The sequence below is a fragment of the Streptomyces sp. NPDC059247 genome (assembly GCF_042754005.1).
In the GTDB taxonomy this organism is placed as follows: Bacteria; Actinomycetota; Actinomycetes; order Streptomycetales; family Streptomycetaceae; genus Streptomyces.
The window spans coordinates 312035-326923 of record NZ_JBHYZW010000001.1 but is presented as its reverse complement, the minus strand read 5'-3'; the positions used below and the strand labels follow the sequence as shown (position 1 = coordinate 326923).

Below are 14889 nucleotides of genomic sequence, written 5' to 3'. Positions count from 1 at the left end.
GGGGCCGGTCACGGCGGTCATGACAGCTTCTCGATGTCGAGCAGGTGGGAGGCGATGTCGACCTTGTTCGGCGTCACCTTCTGGTCGGCGTAGAACCGGGCGACGGTCTCGAAGCGCTCGATGTCCTCGGGGCCGATCGGGTCGACCGTGCCGCCCTTGGCAGTGAAGTCGATCTGGATCTCCTTGGCCTTGCCGTTGACGGCGGTGGGCCCGGCGTCGGTGAAGACGTTGAGGTACGCGGCCGGGTCCTTCTTCTCCTTGGCGCTGTTCTCGTGCAGATAGGCGTAGAGCGCCTCGACGACCTCGGGGTGGTCCTTGGCGAAGCCCGAACGGACCGCGTTGAGGCTGTAGTTGTCGGAGCCGATGGCGGTTCCGTCCGCGACGAACCTGGCCTTGCCCGTGCCGAGTTCGGCGACGGCGTAGGTCGACCAGACGGCCCAGGCGTCGACCTGGCCCGCGTTGAAGACGGCCGCCGTCTGGTCGGGGCGGAGGTACACCCGCTCGACCCGGTCGGCGGGGACGCCCGCCTTCGCGAGGGCCTTGAGCAGCAGGTACTCGCCGGTGCCGCCCTTGTTGACGGCGACCTTCCGGCCGACCAGGTCACGGACGGAGGTGATGTCCGAGCCGGAGCGGACGAGGATGCCCTCGCCGACGGGGTCGGGGTCCGTGGCGGTGAAGAAGGCGAAGCCGGGGCTCTGGGAGAGCGAGGTGACGCCGGAGGTGATGGAGCCGGTGGCGATGTCGAGCTGGTCGGCGTTCATCGCCTGGGCGGCGGGGGCGAAGGGTCCGGCGCTGCCGGTCCACGCGACCTCGGCGCCGACGGCGGCGAGTGCCCTGTCGAGGCTGCCGTCCTTCTTGCCCAGGGCGAGGACGCCCGCGTTGCCGGGGTCGGGGATGCGGACGGTGATCGTCGCCTTCCCTCCCTTCGCCCCGCCGCCCGGGCCCGAGGCCCGGTCCGTGGCGGAGTCCCCGCCGCAGGCGGTGAGGGTGGAGAGGGCGACGAGGGCCGCGAGCGCGGCGAGCGGCGGGGCGAGTGGGCGCATGACGGTCGTCCTTCGGTGATCGGGGAGGGGCGGGGAGGGGCGGGGGCGGTGGGCGGTTACGGGGGGGCGGTCACGGGGGTTACGGGGAGGGCGGAGCCTCGGCGGGGCTGGACGGGTCCGGGACCGTTCCAGATCGCCGGTCGGCCGTGCCCCCGGACGTCACGACACCGGCTGCGGGTCCGGTGCGGCGGGCGGTGTGGTGGGCGCGAGCAGCCGGGCGCGGCGCAGCGGCTCCGGGTCGGCCCAGGCCCGTACGTCCACCGGTCCGGCCAGGAAGCCGTGGGCGCGCAGGGCCTCCTCCTGGCGGGCGAGCAGATCGAGCCGGGCGGCGGACAGGTCCGGGTGGAGGGTGCGGTGGGTGCCGGGCCGGTAGGCTCCCGCGACGCCCTCGGCCCCCGCGCCGGTCTCGGCGCCCAGGATGCGGGCGACCTCGGCGGGTTCGCCCGCGGCCCAGTCGGCGGCGCGGAGCAGGACGGCGAGGAAACGGGCCACCAGGTCGGGGTGCTCGTCCAGGAGGTCCTGGTGCACGGTGAGGGGGCGCGGGGTGCCGTTGTTGACGCGGTGGGCCGGGTCGGGCAGTTCGTCCAGTTCCACGGCGACCTCCGCCCCGGCGCGGCGGGCCGCCTCGACGGCGAGGGCGCCCTTCACGTAGACGGCGTCGACCTCGCCCCGGCGCAGCGCGTCGAGTTCCGCGGCCCACTGGCCCCGGTGCCCTTCGGCGGGTACGTCGACCAGGACGGCGTCGTCGAGTCCGTATCCGGCGGAGGCGAGCACGCCCTCGAAGCCGCGCAGGGCCATGGCCCGCCAGAAGTCGATGGGGACGGGGTGCCGGGGCAGGGCGAGCCGGAGACCGCGCAGGGCGGCCGCGCCGCGCACCGGGGAGCCCGGGGCGACGAGCACCACCTGACGCTCCTCGATCCAGGTGAGGCCGACCAGCCGGGTGCGTTCGCCGCGCGAACGGGCCCACAGCGCGGGCACGTTGCCGCCCTCGCGGAAGAGTCCGGGCAGGGCGTGGGTGAAGTGGGCGGCCCGGTCGGCGCCGGGGTCGGTGTCCTGGAGCGAGCGCACCGCGATGCCGTCGGGGGCGAACTCCCCGGCCAGCCAGCCCCGGTCGGCGGCGACACCGGTGGCGGTGGGGACGGGGCAGCGGGTGAACCAGAGCGTGTCGGGAACGGAGGTGTGCGGCATGGCGGGCTCCCAGAGGGGACGGAACGGCGGCGACCGCGCGCGACGGGCGTCGGGCGGGGGTGGCGGCACGCCGGGGCGAAGTGGCTTGGGAAGGGGCGGTGTTCGGGAAGGAGACGGGTGGTGCGGGACCGTTGCGCGGGGGCCGTTGTACGGGCCCCGGCGCGACAGCCCCGACTCGACGGACTCCGCACACCCGGCACCCGGCACCCGGCACCCGGCACCCGGCACCCGGCACCCGGTCGGGAACGGTCCCGGAGGGCGATCGGTCCGGGAGCGCGCGGCGGAGGCGGTGACGGGTGAGGGAAGGGCGGCGGGGCGGGTGGGCCGGGGCGGCGCGCGGGGCTCCGGTGACGTGCCGGGTCAGCGGGTGCCGAGGTCCCGGTGGGTACCGAGGTCTCGACGGGTGGCACGGCACCGAAGGACGGTCCGGCGCAGAAGGACGGTCCGGCACCGAAGGACGTTCCGGCGGAGGAGGGCGGTCCGGGCGCGGATCACGCCCGGGGGAACCTCGCCGACGACCGGCGGCCCGGTGAAGCGGCTGTCAGCGACAGCCGGCCCCCGCGACGCGCGCCAGGTCTATGTGGCGGCGGCGGGTGAGCCCGAGCGGCGCGGGAGAGACGGTGGACGCGCGGTGCGCGGTGCGGTGTCCGTTCATGGCTGGCCTGCTCCCTCCGGCTCGGTGTCGCTGTGGTGGCTTGGCCGGAACCTTGCCACGGATGCTCCGCCCACGACAACTCGGCTCCCACGATGTGGGATTGCGTATGAACGGAGTGTTTCCGACCTCGCGGGGCCCCTGATTCGGCTCCCGCCATGTGGGAGCGTGGGGACCCGATCACCCACGGGGAGCGAACCCTATGACGACCGAGGCCGGCATCGCCCGACCCCCGGCGGGCGCCCAGGCGGTCCGCCGCGCACTGGACGTGCTGCACTGTTTCCACGACAACGGGCCCGACCTGAGCGCCTCCGACCTCGCGCGGCGGCTCGGGCTCTCCACCTCCACGGCACACCGGCTCGCCCGGACCCTGCTGGGCGCGGGCTTCCTGGAGCAGGACGCCCGCACGGCCCGGTACCGGCTCGGGCCCGCGATGACGGAGCTGGGGCGGCTCGCCTATCACCAGCGGGGGCTCCACCTGGCCGCGCCCGAGCTGTCCGACCTGGCCGAACGGACCGGCGCCACGGCCGACTTGGCGCTGCGCAGCGGGCCGCACGTGATCATCGTCGCGGGCGGTTCGGTGACCCCCAAGGTGGGGCTGCGCAGGCCGCTGCACTCGACGGCGCTGGGGAAGGTGCTGCTGGCCTGGCCCAGGGCGGGTGAGGCCGGGCCGCGTTCGCTGCCGCCGCTGCACGCCTTCACCGAGCGGACCATCGTCGAACCCCCCGCGCTCGCGGCCGAGTTGGCCCGCGTACGGGAGGCGGGGTACGCGCTCAACGACGGAGAGTCGGCCCTCGGGGTGCGGACGGTGGCCGTGCCGGTCCTGGAGCGGACCGGACAGGCCCGGTTCGCGCTCGCGGTGCGGGCGACACCGGAGCTGATCACCGACGCGCGGCTCGACTGGTACCTGGCCCAGGCACGGTCGTGCGCCCGCGCCCTCGAGGTGCTGCTGCTGACCCCGGCGGAGCGGCGCGACCCGGGGGAACGGGCCGGATAGCGGGGCGCCCGTATCCCGCCGACATGTCCGCACGGTCGTGCGTTCAGTACCATGGGCGGATGAGCGGCAGCACCGGGAACGGCACCGGGACCAGGACCGACGGGCGCGTCGAGCGCGGGAACCAGACCCGGCGCCTGGTGCTGGGCCGGACCATGGACATCGCCTCGGTCGAGGGGCTCGAAGGGCTGTCCCTGGGGCGGATCGCGACCGAACTCGCGCTCAGCAAGAGCGGTGTCTTCGCCCTCTTCGGCTCCAAGGAGGAGCTCCAGCTCGCGACGGTCCGCGCGGCCGTCGCCGTCTTCGCCGACCGGGTCGTCGCCCCCCTGCGGGACGTGCCGCCGGGTGCGGGCCGGGTGCGCGGACTGTGCGGGAACTGGCTGACGTACTCCTCGGAGCGGGTCTTCGCGGGCGGCTGCTTCTTCTACGCGGTGTCGGCCGAGTTCGACGCCCGTACGGGCCCGGTGCACGACGCGGTGGCCCGCGCGCGCGGCGACTGGAACGCCTATGTGGAGACGGCCCTGTCCGAGGCGCGCGCGGCGGGGGACTTCACGGCCGGGCTGGACGTGGAGCAGCTGGCCTTCGAGGTGATCGCCCTGATGGAGGCGGCCAACGCGCGGTCCGTCCTGCTTGGCGATCCCCTCGCGTACGCCCGCGCCGAACGGGGGATCGCGGCCCGTCTGCGCGCCGAGGCCACGCCACGGGGCCGGGAGGCCCTCGCCGCCGACCGGCCCGCGTCCGGGGAATAGCGCCGCCCGCCCGGTGCGCGGACCCGGGCGGCACCACTCGCCTCAGAACCCCAGAGCCTCAGGGACTCAGGGCCTCGGGACGCCTCGGGGCCTCGGGGCCTTCACCCCGTCGTCACGCGTTCTTCCGACGGTTCCCCGGCGGGGGCGGCCGTGAGGAAGTCCATCGCCTCGGCCAGGACGTCCGGGTCCGTCAGGATGCGACGGTGGCCGAGTCCCCGGGTGACGACGAGCCGCGCCCGGTCGCCGTGGGAGCGCGCGAGGCCCCGGGCCTGGACCAGGGGCACCATGTCGTCGTCCTCGTCGTGGAAGAGCAGCACGGGCGCGCCGAGCGCACCGGGGTCGTGGTCGGCGCCGAAGCGGTCCCAGACCCCGGGTTCCTCGGGAACGAGTCGCTGTTCGACGTACTCCCTCATGCACCGGACGACCCGGTCGTCCAGTCCGAGGCCGGTCCGGAAGCCCGCGAGGAGCAGCTCGAAGGAACCGACGCCGCCGAGCCCGACGAACCGGCCGGTGCGGACGCCGTCGCGCAGGGCGAAGAGGGCGGCGAGGACACCGAAGGAGTGGGCGACGACGGCGTGGAAGTCACCGTGCCGTGCGTGGAGTTCACGGATGACCGCGCGGTATTCGACGATGTTGCTCGCGCGTCCGGGGGACTCGCCGTGGCCGGGCGCGTCGAAGGCGACCGGGCTGTAGCCGCGCGCGAGCAGCGCCTCGGCGAAGGGGGCCAGGCTTGAGGCGCGCGAGGACCAGCCGTGGACCAGCAGGACGGGCCGTCGGCCGTCGCCCCAGGCGTAGGTGACGACTTCCCGGCCGCGTACCCGGAGCCGTTCGGTGCGGGCGGCGGTGTGGAGCGCCCGTTCGGCCGGGCGGAGCTTCGCCCGGCCGAGGGGGCGGACGAAGAGGTGGAAGGCGAGCCGCCCGGCGGGACCGGGGGCGATCCGGGCCGTGGCGTGGAGGACGGGACGGATGAGCGGGGCCATCGGGTACATGCCGGATCTCCTCGGTCGGCCTGGAAGGAAAAACATTAGCACGACCGTTCGTGTTGTTTCATGGTCGCTCCCGGGCGCCTTCCGAGGCCGTTCCCCGGCGGACCGGAGCCCTCACTCCTCCCCCGGCGGACCGGAGCCCTCACCCCTCCCCCGGAGGCTCCTTCTTCGCCCGGCTGGGCTGCACCCGCTTCGGTTCGCCCGGCATCTTCGGGTACTCCGGCGGGTACGGCAGATCGCCGAGCCCGTGCTCGGCCTCGTCCCGGCGGGCCAGTTCGAGCAGGGAGTCCAGGGTGAACCGCTCGTCGTCCATGTCGGCGTGCACATCACCCAGTTCGGCGTAGCGCACCGGCATCGTCCTGATGTCGAAGTCCCTCGGCACGGCGTCGTCGATCTCCTCCCAGCGCAGCGGCGCCGACACCGGGGCGTGCGGGCGGGGGCGTACGGAGTAGGCGGAGGCGATCGTGCGGTCCCGGGCCGTCTGGTTGTAGTCGACGAAGATCCGCTCGCCGCGCTCCTCCTTCCACCACTTGGTGGTCACCCGGTCCGGCATCCGCCGCTCCAGTTCCCGTCCGCAGGCGATGGCCGCGCGCCGGACCTGGGTGAAGGTCCAGCGGGGCAGGATCGGCACGAAGACGTGCAGCCCCCGGCCGCCGGAGGTCTTCGGCCAGCCGCGCAGCCCGTGCTCGTCGAGGACCGCGCGCAGTTCGTGGGCGGCCAGGACGGCGTCGGCGTAGTCGGTGCCGGGCTGCGGGTCCAGGTCGATGCGGAGTTCGTCCGGGTGGTCGACGTCGTCCCGCCGTACCGGCCAGGGGTGGAAGGTGACCGCGCCGAGGTTGGCGGCCCAGAGCACGGCGGCGGGCTCGGTGGGACACATCTCGTCGGCGGACCGGCCGCTGGGGAAGGCGATGTGGGCGGTCGGGATCCAGTCGGGTAGGTACTTCGGGGCGCGCTTCTGGAAGAAGGACTCGCCGGTCACCCCGTCGGGGTAGCGCTCCAGGGTGGTGGGGCGGTCGCGCAGGGCGCGGGTGATGCCGTCGCCCACGGCCAGGTAGTAGGCGGCCATGTCCAGCTTGGTGTAGCCGGGTTCGGGGAAGTACACCTTGTCCGGATGGGACACGCGTACGGTCCTGCCGCCGACTTCCAGTTCCACCGCTGCCGCCTGACCTGCCATGGACGCCAGCCTAGGGCTCGCCGACAAGTCCCGCATACCGGACAATCGACCTATGGATCTTCCGGTGATGCCGCCCGTGAAACCGATGCTCGCGAAGTCCGTGAAACGCGTTCCGCCGGGGATGCAGTACGAGGCGAAGTGGGACGGCTTCCGCGCGATCGTGCACCGGGACGGCCCCGAGATCGTCATCGGCAGCCGTACGGGCAAGCCGCTGACCCGCTACTTCCCGGAGCTGGTCGAGGCGTTCGCGACCCGGCTGCCGGAGCGGTGCGTGGTCGACGGCGAGATCGTCGTGGACCACGACGGACGGCTGGACTTCGAGCGGCTGAGCGAGCGCATCCATCCGGCCGATTCCCGGGTCCGGGCGCTGGCGGCGAGCATCCCCGCCCGCTTCGTCGCCTTCGACCTGCTGGCCCTCGGGAACTCCTCGCTGCTAGACGCCCCGCTGGTGGAGCGGAGGGCCGCGCTCGAAGCGGCGCTCGCCGGGGTCGCCGCGCCCGTGCACCTCGCCCCCGCGACCCTGGACGCCGGGCTGGCCGCGCGCTGGTTCGAACGGTACGAGGGCGCGGGTCTGGACGGCGTGATCGCCAAGCCGCTGGACCTGCCGTACCGGCCGGACGCCCGGGTGATGTACAAGATCAAGCACGAGCGGACGGCCGATGTCGTGGTGGCGGGCTACCGCTTCCACAAGAGCGGCCCCGTGGTCGGCTCGCTCCTGCTCGGCCTCCACGACGACCGGGGCGTCCTCCAGCACGTCGGCGTGTGCGCGGCCTTCACCGCGGCCCGGCGCGCCGAGCTGGTCGAGGAGCTTGAGCCGCTGCGGATGGACCCGCCGGACGGGCATCCGTGGGCGGCGTGGGCGGACGGGGCGGCGCACGAGGGGGCGCGGCTGCCGGGTGCGCCGAGCCGCTGGTCGGGGAAGAAGGACCTGTCGTGGGTGGCGCTGCGGCCGGAGCGGGTCTGCGAGGTGGGGTACGACCACATGGAGGGCGACCGCTTCCGGCACACCGTCCAGTTCAAGCGCTGGCGCCCGGACCGCGCCCCGGAGTCCTGCGGCTACGGCCAGTTGGAGGAACCGCTGTCGTACGACCTGGCGGAGATCCTGGGACAGGACGACGGGGCGGGCCCGGCTTCCTGAGGGCGCCGGACGGGTGGCCGTGCCCCCGGGACGTCGAACCGGCCCCGTGCGGCCCCGTGCCGTGAGGACGCCGGGCGGTCGGGTGTCCTGAGGACGTCGACCCCTCCTCTATCCCTCCACACCCGGAAGACACAAATCCGGTGCGTGAGATGCTTCACATTCCGTTTGTGGCAAGCCGGGCCCAATCAGCCCTTTCCGGCAGCCCGTTCGACGAACGCACGCTCGATACGCAGGGACCGTGCGCAATCCGGTCCCCGCCGTCCGCCCCCGCACCTGCGGGAACCCCGGCTCCCGCGCGGTCCGCCGGAGCCGGGTCCGCCGGTCCTTCGCCGGGACGGTCCGCCGAAGGGCCCCCGGCCCGTCACCGCCCCGGGACCCCGCCGTGCCGGAACCCGTACGGCGATCCGGTACGTATGGAGGGCAGACCCCTTCCGTACCCTCCCCGGACCGACTAGGACTGACCCGTGATCACCTCGCCCTCGCGCCTCGTTCCCGTTCCGATCCCCGACCGCGTGGCCGCCCTGATCGGCTCCTGCCTGCCGCTGCACGTCCTTCAGGCGGAGGTCGACGCGGACTGCGCGGCCCGTGAGGCGTACCGGTTCCGGGCGCCGCTGTGCGCCGAGGACATGGCCGACCGCGAGCACGCCCTGTCCGTGCTCGCCCGTGCCAACAAGATCCTCGCGAAACACCATCCGCAGCTCCCGGTCACCCCCTGACGGCCCGGCGGGATCCGCCCGTTCGGCCGTCCCCCGGAGGCACGCGCCCGGAGCCGGTGTGACGCTGCGAAGGTGACCACCACCAGCGACGCAGCACCCGCGCCCCCGGTAGCCACCGAGCCACCCGTGCTCGACGGCCGCCGCCGGAACATCGTCTTCGGCACGATCATGCTGGGCGTGTTCCTCGCGGCCCTCGACCAGACGATCGTCGGCACCGCCCTGCCGACGATCGTCTCCGATCTCGGCGGCGCCGCCCACATGTCGTGGGTGGTCACCGCGTACCTGCTGGCCGAGACCGTCGCCACCGTCCTGGTCGGCAAGTTCGGCGACCTCTTCGGCCGCAAGGTGATCTTCCAGATCTCGGCGATCGTCTTCATCACCGGTTCGTTCCTCTGCGGACTCGCCACGAACATGACGCTGCTGATCGTCTGGCGCGGGCTCCAGGGCGTCGGCGCGGGCGGTCTGATGGTCACGTCGATGGCGCTGATCGCCGATGTCATCCCGCTGCGCGAACGCGGCAAGTACCAGGGTGCGATCGGCGCCGTGTTCGGCATCTCCACCGTCATCGGACCGCTCCTCGGCGGCCTGTTCACCGACCACCTCACCTGGCGCTGGGCCTTCTACGTCAACGTGCCCATCGCGATCCTCGTGGTCATCGCCGCCGCCCGGACCATCCCGTCGGTGCGCTCCGCGAGCAGACCCGTCATCGACTACCCGGGCATCGCGCTGGTCGCCGCGGGCGCCAGCGCCCTGATCCTGGCGACCAGTTGGGGCGGGAACGAGTACGCCTGGGGCTCCGCGGTCATCATCGGCCTCTTCGCGGGCGGTCTCGTCGCGCTCGCCCTGTTCTGCTGGGTGGAGACCCGGGCGGCCGAACCCATGCTGCCCATGCGGCTGTTCGGGAACCCGGTCTTCACGGTCTGCTCCGTGCTCAGCTTCATCGTCGGCTTCGCCATGCTCGGCGCGATGACCTTCCTGCCGACCTATCTCCAGTACGTGGACGGGGACTCGGCGACCGTCTCCGGCATCCGCACCCTGCCCATGGTCCTCGGTCTGCTCATCGCCTCTGTCTTCAGCGGCAACGTGGTCAGCAAGACCGGCCACTACCGGATCTTCCCCATCGTCGGCTCGCTGGTGATGGGCGTCGGGCTCTATCTGCTCTCCCTCATGAACCCGGGCACCAGCACCTGGCTGGCGTCGCTCTACATGTTCGTCCTCGGCATCGGCATCGGCCTGTGTATGCAGGTCCTCACGATCGCCGTGCAGAACACCGTCGACTACGCCGACCTCGGCACCGCCACCTCCGGCGTCACCTTCTTCCGCACCCTCGGCAGCTGCTTCGGCACCGCCGTCTTCGGCACGATCTACACCAACTCCCTCAAACCCAACCTGGCGGCCGGGGTCGGCGAGGCCTCGGCGGTCGCCGGAACCCTGGGGACGAACCCGGCCGACGTGGCCCGCGCCGCCCAGAGCCCGGCGGGGCTCCACGCGCTGCCCCCGCAGGTCGCGGAACCGATCGTGCGCGCCTACGCCGACACCCTGCACACCGTCTTCCTCTGGACCGTGCCGGTCGCCGCCCTCGGCTTCGTGGTCGCGCTCTTCCTCAAGCAGGTGAAGCTCCGCGACTCGGCGCGGGCCTCCGCGCCCGACATGGGCGAGGGCTTCGCCTCCCCCACCACCTCCGGCGACTCGGCGAAGCTCCTCGAACTGACCGTCGGCCGCATCCTGCGCCGCACCGACCTCGACACGGCCCGGCGGATCGTCACCACCTCCGACACGCGCCTGGACACGGCGGGCGCCTGGGCGGTCATGCAGGTCGAGCTGTTCACCCGGACCGTCGGACACGCCAGCCTCGGCCTGATCTCGGCGGGGCGGCGGGTGCCGCCCGAGGTGCTGCTCCCGGTCTTCGACCGGATGGTCGACGAGGGGTTCCTCACCCGCGACGGCAATCTGCTCTCGCACACCCCGGCGGGACGGCGGGAGGCGGACGTCATCACCCGTGCCTGGGGCGACTGGCTCGCCGCTCTGGTGGAGCGGGAGAGCGGCCGGCCCAGCGGGCCCGAGCTGCGGACGGCCACGGACGCCATCGCCAAGAAGGTCATCGCCCAGGACCTGGCGAACGGCCTCCCGGGCGCCCGCTCGTCGGCACCGGCGGCCGTCCGCTGAGCATCCGGGCGGCTGAGCATCGGGGCCGCCTGAGCACGGGGCCGCCGGACGGCGCACCGGGAGGCCCGGCGCGCTTCCCGGGCCTACTCCGTGACGTCACCGTCCACGTACACCCAGGCACCCTCGTGCCGGGCGAAACGGCTCCGCTCCCGCATCTCGCCCGGCTCGCCCCCGTGGACGTACCGCGCCGTGAAGGTGACGGTGCCCTCCTGGTGGAAGGGCGTGCCGTGGGCGACGGACTCGACCTCCAGGCCCATCCAGCGGAGCCCCGGGTCGAAGTCCACCCCGTCGGGCCTGGTCCCGGGCGCCCAGGTGCGGAGGAGATAGGGCGCGTCGCGCACGACGAAGGCGCTGTAGCGGGAGCGCATCAGCAGTTCGGCGGTGGGCGCCGTACCGGCCGTACCGGTGTGGAAACGACCGCAGCAGGTGCCGTAGACGGCGTCGAGGCCGCAGGGGCAGGGCGAGTCCGCCGTCACGGCGGGCACGGCGGCCCGGGGGGCGCGGGCCGGGGAGGTGCGGGGGCGGGTCTTGCGTCGGGACATGCCGCCATTGTCGCCCACCGGTCGCCCCGACGGCTGCCCGGCATGTGGACGGCGGTGTGGACGCCGGGCTCTCCTCCCGCTGCTCGCGGGGCCCGTCCGAGTAGCGTACGGGCATGAAACTGACGATTCTCGGAGGCGGCGGATTCCGGGTGCCGCTGGTGTACGGCGCCCTGCTCGGCGACCACGCCGAGGGGCGGGTCACCCGGGTCACCCTGTACGACCTGGACGGGGGGCGGCTCTCCGCCGTCGCCCGGGTCCTCGCGGAGCAGGGCGAGGGGGTGCCGGACGCGCCGGTGGTCACGGCGACGACGGATCTCGACGAGGCCCTGCGCGGGGCCGACTTCGTGTTCTCCGCGATCCGGGTGGGCGGTCTGGAGGGCCGGGCGGCCGACGAGCGGATCGCGCTCGCCGAGGGCGTGCTCGGGCAGGAGACGGTCGGTGCGGGCGGGATCGCGTACGGGCTGCGGACGGTCCCGGTGGCCGTGCGGATCGCCCACCGGATCGCGGCGCTGGCCCCCGACGCCTGGGTCATCAACTTCACCAATCCGGCCGGTCTGGTGACGGAGGCGATGTCGCGGGTCCTCGGCGACCGGGTCGTCGGCATCTGCGACTCCCCGGTGGGTCTGGGCCGCCGGGTCGCCCGGGTCCTCGGCGCCGACCCGGACCGGGCGTCGATCGACTACGTGGGCCTCAACCACCTGGGCTGGCTGCGGGGTCTGCGGATCGACGGCCGGGACGAGCTGCCGAGGCTCCTCGCCGACGAGGAGGCGCTCGGCTCCTTCGAGGAGGGCAGGCTGTTCGGACCGGAGTGGCTGCGCTCGCTCGGCGCCGTGCCCAACGAGTACCTGCACTACTACTACTTCAACCGGGAGGCCGTACGGGCCTACCGGACCGCCGAGCGCACCCGGGGCGCCTACCTCCGCGACCAACAGGCCGGTTTCTACGCCGAGATGGAGAAGCCGGACACTCCGGCCCTGGCCGCCTGGCACCGTACGCTCGCCGACCGGGAGGCCACCTACATGGCGGCCAACCGGGAGTCCGCAGGGATCGGCGAACGCGACGAGGAGGAGCTGGAGTCGGGCGGCTACGAGAAGGTGGCGCTCGCCCTCATGCGGGCCATCGCCCGGGGCGAGCGGGCCACCCTGATCCTCAACGTGCGCAACGGCCCGACGCTCGCCGCGCTCGACGCGGACGCCGTGATCGAGGTGCCCTGCTTCGTCGACGCGAACGGCGCGCACCCGGTGTCGGTGTCCCCGCTGCCGTACCACGCGGTCGGGCTGGTGACGGCGGTGAAGGCGGTGGAGCGGGAGGTGCTCGCGGCGGCGGAGAGCGGTTCGCGGACGACGGCGGTGAAGGCGTTCGCACTGCATCCGCTGGTCGACTCGGTCACCGTGGCCCGCCGCCTCGTCGACGGCTACACGGCGGCCCACGAAGGCCTGGGGTACCTGCGCCGCTGAGACGTCTCCGGTTCCTCCCGGGCGCGTCGCGGAGTCGTACGACCGAAGGACGCGCCCGGGGCGAAGGACGTCTTTACGAGCCGGGGGGTGCGGCCTAGGCTCGCGCCCCATGACCTCACAGCGCAGTGGAGTACGCCGGGAGGTGGCCCGGCTGCTGTCGGTCTGCCTGCTGGCCGCCGGTCTGGTGGGAACCGTGCCCGCGGCGGCGCGGACGCCGACGGCGGGAGACGGGCCGGTCGTCGTGCCCGTGCAGACCACCGGACCGACCGACCGCCGGTTCAACCTGGTGTTCCTGGGCGACGGTTACACCGCCGCCGAGATGCCCCGGTTCCGGGCGGACCTGGAGCGGCACCTCAACACCCTCTGGTCCGTCGAGCCGTTCGCCTCCTACCGTTCGTACATCAACGTGTGGGCGGTGGAGTCCCCTTCGGCCGAGTCGGGAGTGGACTGCGATCCGGGTCTGGACGCCCCCGCCCGCGACACCGTCCTCGGCATGGGCTTCTGGGGCGGCTGCGACCCCGGCAGCGTGCAGCGGCTGCTCACCGTCGACGGGCGCCGGGCGGGCGCCCTCGCCGACCTCGTCACCGGGACGCGGAGCGCCAACCGGCAGATCGTGGCCCTCGCGAACAGCTCCACCTACGGCGGCGCGGGCGGCGGCTACGCCACCGCGTCCGGCGGCAACGCGCTCTCCTCCCTCATCACCCCGCACGAGATCGGGCATTCGCTCGGCGGGCTCCAGGACGAGTACGACTACTACGGGCGCGGGGTGCCCGGCGGGACGTACACAGGGCCCGAGCCCGGCTCCGCCCACCACACCCTGCTGACCGAGCGGGAGATGCGGGAGCGGCGCGCCAAGTGGTGGCGGTGGCTCGGCGAGGAGAGCGAGTCCGGCGGGGTCATCGGCCGCCACGAGGGCGGTCTCTACAGCACCGGGGGCGTCTGGCGGCCGAGCAGGCACTCCCTGATGAAGACCCTCGGCTACGCCTTCGACCAGGTGGAGCGGGAGGTGATGGTCCAAGCGATCTCCGCGAAGGTGGACCTGGTCCAGGACCACACGCCGAACACGGCGCCGGTCGGCGCGGACCGGACCGTCTGGGTCGACACCCTGCACCCCGTCGGCGGCGCGCTCTCCGTCACCTGGCGCCTCGACGGCCGCGTCCTGCCCACGCGCGGCGCCCGCACCGTGGACCTGCGGGCACTGCGGCTCTCGCCCGGCCCGCACGCCCTCACGGCGACGGTCACCGATCCGACGCCGTTCGTCCGCGACCCGGCCGTCCGCGCCTCCGCCGCGCTGACCCGGACGGTCGGCTGGACGGTGGACCCCGCCGTCACCACCGGGCGGGACGGCACCGCGCCCCGGTTCACCGGTCACACCCCGACCGACGCCCCGGTGGGGGCCCGTGCCGTCGTCCACGCGGACACCACCCATCCGGTGGACCGCGCCCCCGTGGTCCGCTGGCGGCTCGACGGCCGTCCCGTCACGACCGGCGGCGGCGACCGCGACCTGGACCTGGGCGCGCTCCGGGTCTCCGCCGGCACGCACACCCTGACGGCCCGGATCGCGGGCACCGGCGAGGTGCTGACCTGGACGGTGGACGCCCGGCCCGCCTCCGTCGCGTACGAGCTGTCGGAACCCCTGCGGACGGTCCGGCGGCCCGGACGGCCCGTGGAGTACGTCCACGACGGCCCGTTCACCATGCGGCTGACCGCGCGGGACGACCGGGAGGGCGCGGTGGTGAGCCAGTTCCGGGTGGACGGCGACGGCTGGTACACGTACTACGGCTGGCCGACGGACGCGGACGCGCCCTTCCGGTTCACGCCCGGCGGGACGGTCATCGACGATCTCGTGTACGGGAAGCTGGGCCGGAGCCGGGCGGTCCCGTGGGACGACGCCACCCCGGACTACGGCACGCACACGATCGAGTACCGGGCGATCGACGCCGCCGGGAACGTGAGCGGGGCGCGGAGTTTCCTGGTGACCCTGGTGCCGCCGCGCGGCTGACGGGCCCGTGACGCGCGAGGGCCCGTGGACCTCGACCGGTCCACGGGCCCCCGTGCGCGCTGTTCCTGTGACCGGACCTCCG

General features: G+C 73.8%; 13 protein-coding genes. 7 read left to right on the top strand and 6 right to left on the bottom strand.

The annotated features are described in order from the left end of the window. Window positions 1-17 precede the first annotated feature (17 nt). The 3 genes from ACFXGN_RS01425 to ACFXGN_RS01415 all read right to left on the bottom strand — a co-directional run bounded on the left by ACFXGN_RS01425 (window position 18) and on the right by ACFXGN_RS01415 (window position 2886). Window positions 18-1043 carry an ABC transporter substrate-binding protein gene (locus ACFXGN_RS01425; protein WP_384851801.1) on the bottom strand — a complete coding sequence of 342 codons (1026 nt, stop codon included), beginning with the start codon at window positions 1041-1043 and terminating at the stop codon, window positions 18-20. Between the two features lie 159 nt (window positions 1044-1202). Beyond that, window positions 1203-2231: an ABC transporter substrate-binding protein gene (locus tag ACFXGN_RS01420; RefSeq protein WP_384851799.1), complete on the bottom strand. Its 1029-nt coding sequence runs from the start codon at window positions 2229-2231 to the stop codon at window positions 1203-1205. Between the two features lie 541 nt (window positions 2232-2772). Beyond that, entirely contained in the window at window positions 2773-2886 is a 114-nt protein-coding gene (locus tag ACFXGN_RS01415) for a putative leader peptide (RefSeq protein ID WP_366442853.1), read from the bottom strand. Between the two features lie 199 nt (window positions 2887-3085). Between ACFXGN_RS01415 and ACFXGN_RS01410 the strand changes: the two genes are divergently transcribed. Further along, entirely contained in the window at window positions 3086-3880 is a 795-nt protein-coding gene (locus ACFXGN_RS01410) for an IclR family transcriptional regulator (RefSeq protein WP_384851797.1), read from the top strand. Between the two features lie 59 nt (window positions 3881-3939). Beyond that, window positions 3940-4626 carry a TetR/AcrR family transcriptional regulator gene (locus tag ACFXGN_RS01405; RefSeq protein WP_384851795.1) on the top strand — a complete coding sequence of 229 codons (687 nt, stop codon included), beginning with the start codon at window positions 3940-3942 and terminating at the stop codon, window positions 4624-4626. 101 nt (window positions 4627-4727) lie between these two features. Here the strand turns inward: ACFXGN_RS01405 and ACFXGN_RS01400 are convergent, their stop codons facing one another. Together ACFXGN_RS01400 and ligD are read right to left on the bottom strand one after the other, a co-directional pair. After that, on the bottom strand, window positions 4728-5615 hold the full coding sequence (locus ACFXGN_RS01400) for an alpha/beta fold hydrolase (RefSeq protein WP_384851793.1): 888 nt from the start codon (window positions 5613-5615) through the stop codon (window positions 4728-4730). A gap of 139 nt (window positions 5616-5754) precedes the next feature. Further along, window positions 5755-6786 (bottom strand): non-homologous end-joining DNA ligase, encoded by a 1032-nt coding sequence (gene ligD, locus ACFXGN_RS01395; RefSeq protein WP_384851792.1) that lies wholly within the window; start codon window positions 6784-6786, stop codon window positions 5755-5757. A 52-nt stretch (window positions 6787-6838) separates the two neighbouring features. Between ligD and ACFXGN_RS01390 the strand changes: the two genes are divergently transcribed. From ACFXGN_RS01390 to ACFXGN_RS01380, 3 genes are all read left to right on the top strand, one after another. Continuing rightward, the gene (locus ACFXGN_RS01390) at window positions 6839-7924 is read left to right on the top strand and encodes an ATP-dependent DNA ligase (RefSeq protein ID WP_384851790.1); all 1086 of its coding nucleotides are present in this window, start codon (window positions 6839-6841) and stop codon (window positions 7922-7924) included. A 464-nt stretch (window positions 7925-8388) separates the two neighbouring features. Next, window positions 8389-8640 (top strand): hypothetical protein, encoded by a 252-nt coding sequence (locus tag ACFXGN_RS01385; RefSeq protein WP_384851788.1) that lies wholly within the window; start codon window positions 8389-8391, stop codon window positions 8638-8640. 72 nt (window positions 8641-8712) lie between these two features. Continuing rightward, on the top strand, window positions 8713-10806 hold the full coding sequence (locus tag ACFXGN_RS01380) for an MDR family MFS transporter (RefSeq protein ID WP_384851787.1): 2094 nt from the start codon (window positions 8713-8715) through the stop codon (window positions 10804-10806). Between the two features lie 83 nt (window positions 10807-10889). On the opposite strand, the gene ACFXGN_RS01375 is transcribed toward ACFXGN_RS01380, so the two are convergent. Then, window positions 10890-11348, bottom strand: coding sequence for a YchJ family protein (locus tag ACFXGN_RS01375; protein WP_384851785.1), 459 nt, complete (start codon window positions 11346-11348; stop codon window positions 10890-10892). Between the two features lie 113 nt (window positions 11349-11461). Here ACFXGN_RS01375 and ACFXGN_RS01370 point away from each other — a divergent pair, with 113 nt between their 5' ends. Together ACFXGN_RS01370 and ACFXGN_RS01365 are read left to right on the top strand one after the other, a co-directional pair. Next, window positions 11462-12805 (top strand): 6-phospho-beta-glucosidase, encoded by a 1344-nt coding sequence (locus ACFXGN_RS01370; RefSeq protein ID WP_384851783.1) that lies wholly within the window; start codon window positions 11462-11464, stop codon window positions 12803-12805. 109 nt (window positions 12806-12914) lie between these two features. Beyond that, window positions 12915-14807 (top strand): M64 family metallopeptidase, encoded by a 1893-nt coding sequence (locus ACFXGN_RS01365; protein WP_384851781.1) that lies wholly within the window; start codon window positions 12915-12917, stop codon window positions 14805-14807. Window positions 14808-14889 lie beyond the last annotated feature (82 nt).

What these genes read in the sequence shown, in the direction of transcription:
- ACFXGN_RS01415 (WP_366442853.1), bottom strand. Translation starts at nt 2,886, where the DNA reads ATGAACGGACACCGCACCGCGCACCGCGCGTCCACCGTCTCTCCCGCG.
- ACFXGN_RS01425 (WP_384851801.1), bottom strand. Translation starts at nt 1,043, where the DNA reads ATGCGCCCACTCGCCCCGCCGCTCGCCGCGCTCGCGGCCCTCGTCGCC.
- ACFXGN_RS01420 (WP_384851799.1), bottom strand. Translation starts at nt 2,231, where the DNA reads ATGCCGCACACCTCCGTTCCCGACACGCTCTGGTTCACCCGCTGCCCC.
- ACFXGN_RS01410 (WP_384851797.1), top strand. Translation starts at nt 3,086, where the DNA reads ATGACGACCGAGGCCGGCATCGCCCGACCCCCGGCGGGCGCCCAGGCG.
- ACFXGN_RS01365 (WP_384851781.1), top strand. Translation starts at nt 12,915, where the DNA reads ATGACCTCACAGCGCAGTGGAGTACGCCGGGAGGTGGCCCGGCTGCTG.
- ACFXGN_RS01400 (WP_384851793.1), bottom strand. Translation starts at nt 5,615, where the DNA reads ATGTACCCGATGGCCCCGCTCATCCGTCCCGTCCTCCACGCCACGGCC.
- ACFXGN_RS01370 (WP_384851783.1), top strand. Translation starts at nt 11,462, where the DNA reads ATGAAACTGACGATTCTCGGAGGCGGCGGATTCCGGGTGCCGCTGGTG.
- ACFXGN_RS01390 (WP_384851790.1), top strand. Translation starts at nt 6,839, where the DNA reads ATGGATCTTCCGGTGATGCCGCCCGTGAAACCGATGCTCGCGAAGTCC.
- ACFXGN_RS01375 (WP_384851785.1), bottom strand. Translation starts at nt 11,348, where the DNA reads ATGTCCCGACGCAAGACCCGCCCCCGCACCTCCCCGGCCCGCGCCCCC.
- ACFXGN_RS01405 (WP_384851795.1), top strand. Translation starts at nt 3,940, where the DNA reads ATGAGCGGCAGCACCGGGAACGGCACCGGGACCAGGACCGACGGGCGC.
- ligD (WP_384851792.1), bottom strand. Translation starts at nt 6,786, where the DNA reads ATGGCAGGTCAGGCGGCAGCGGTGGAACTGGAAGTCGGCGGCAGGACC.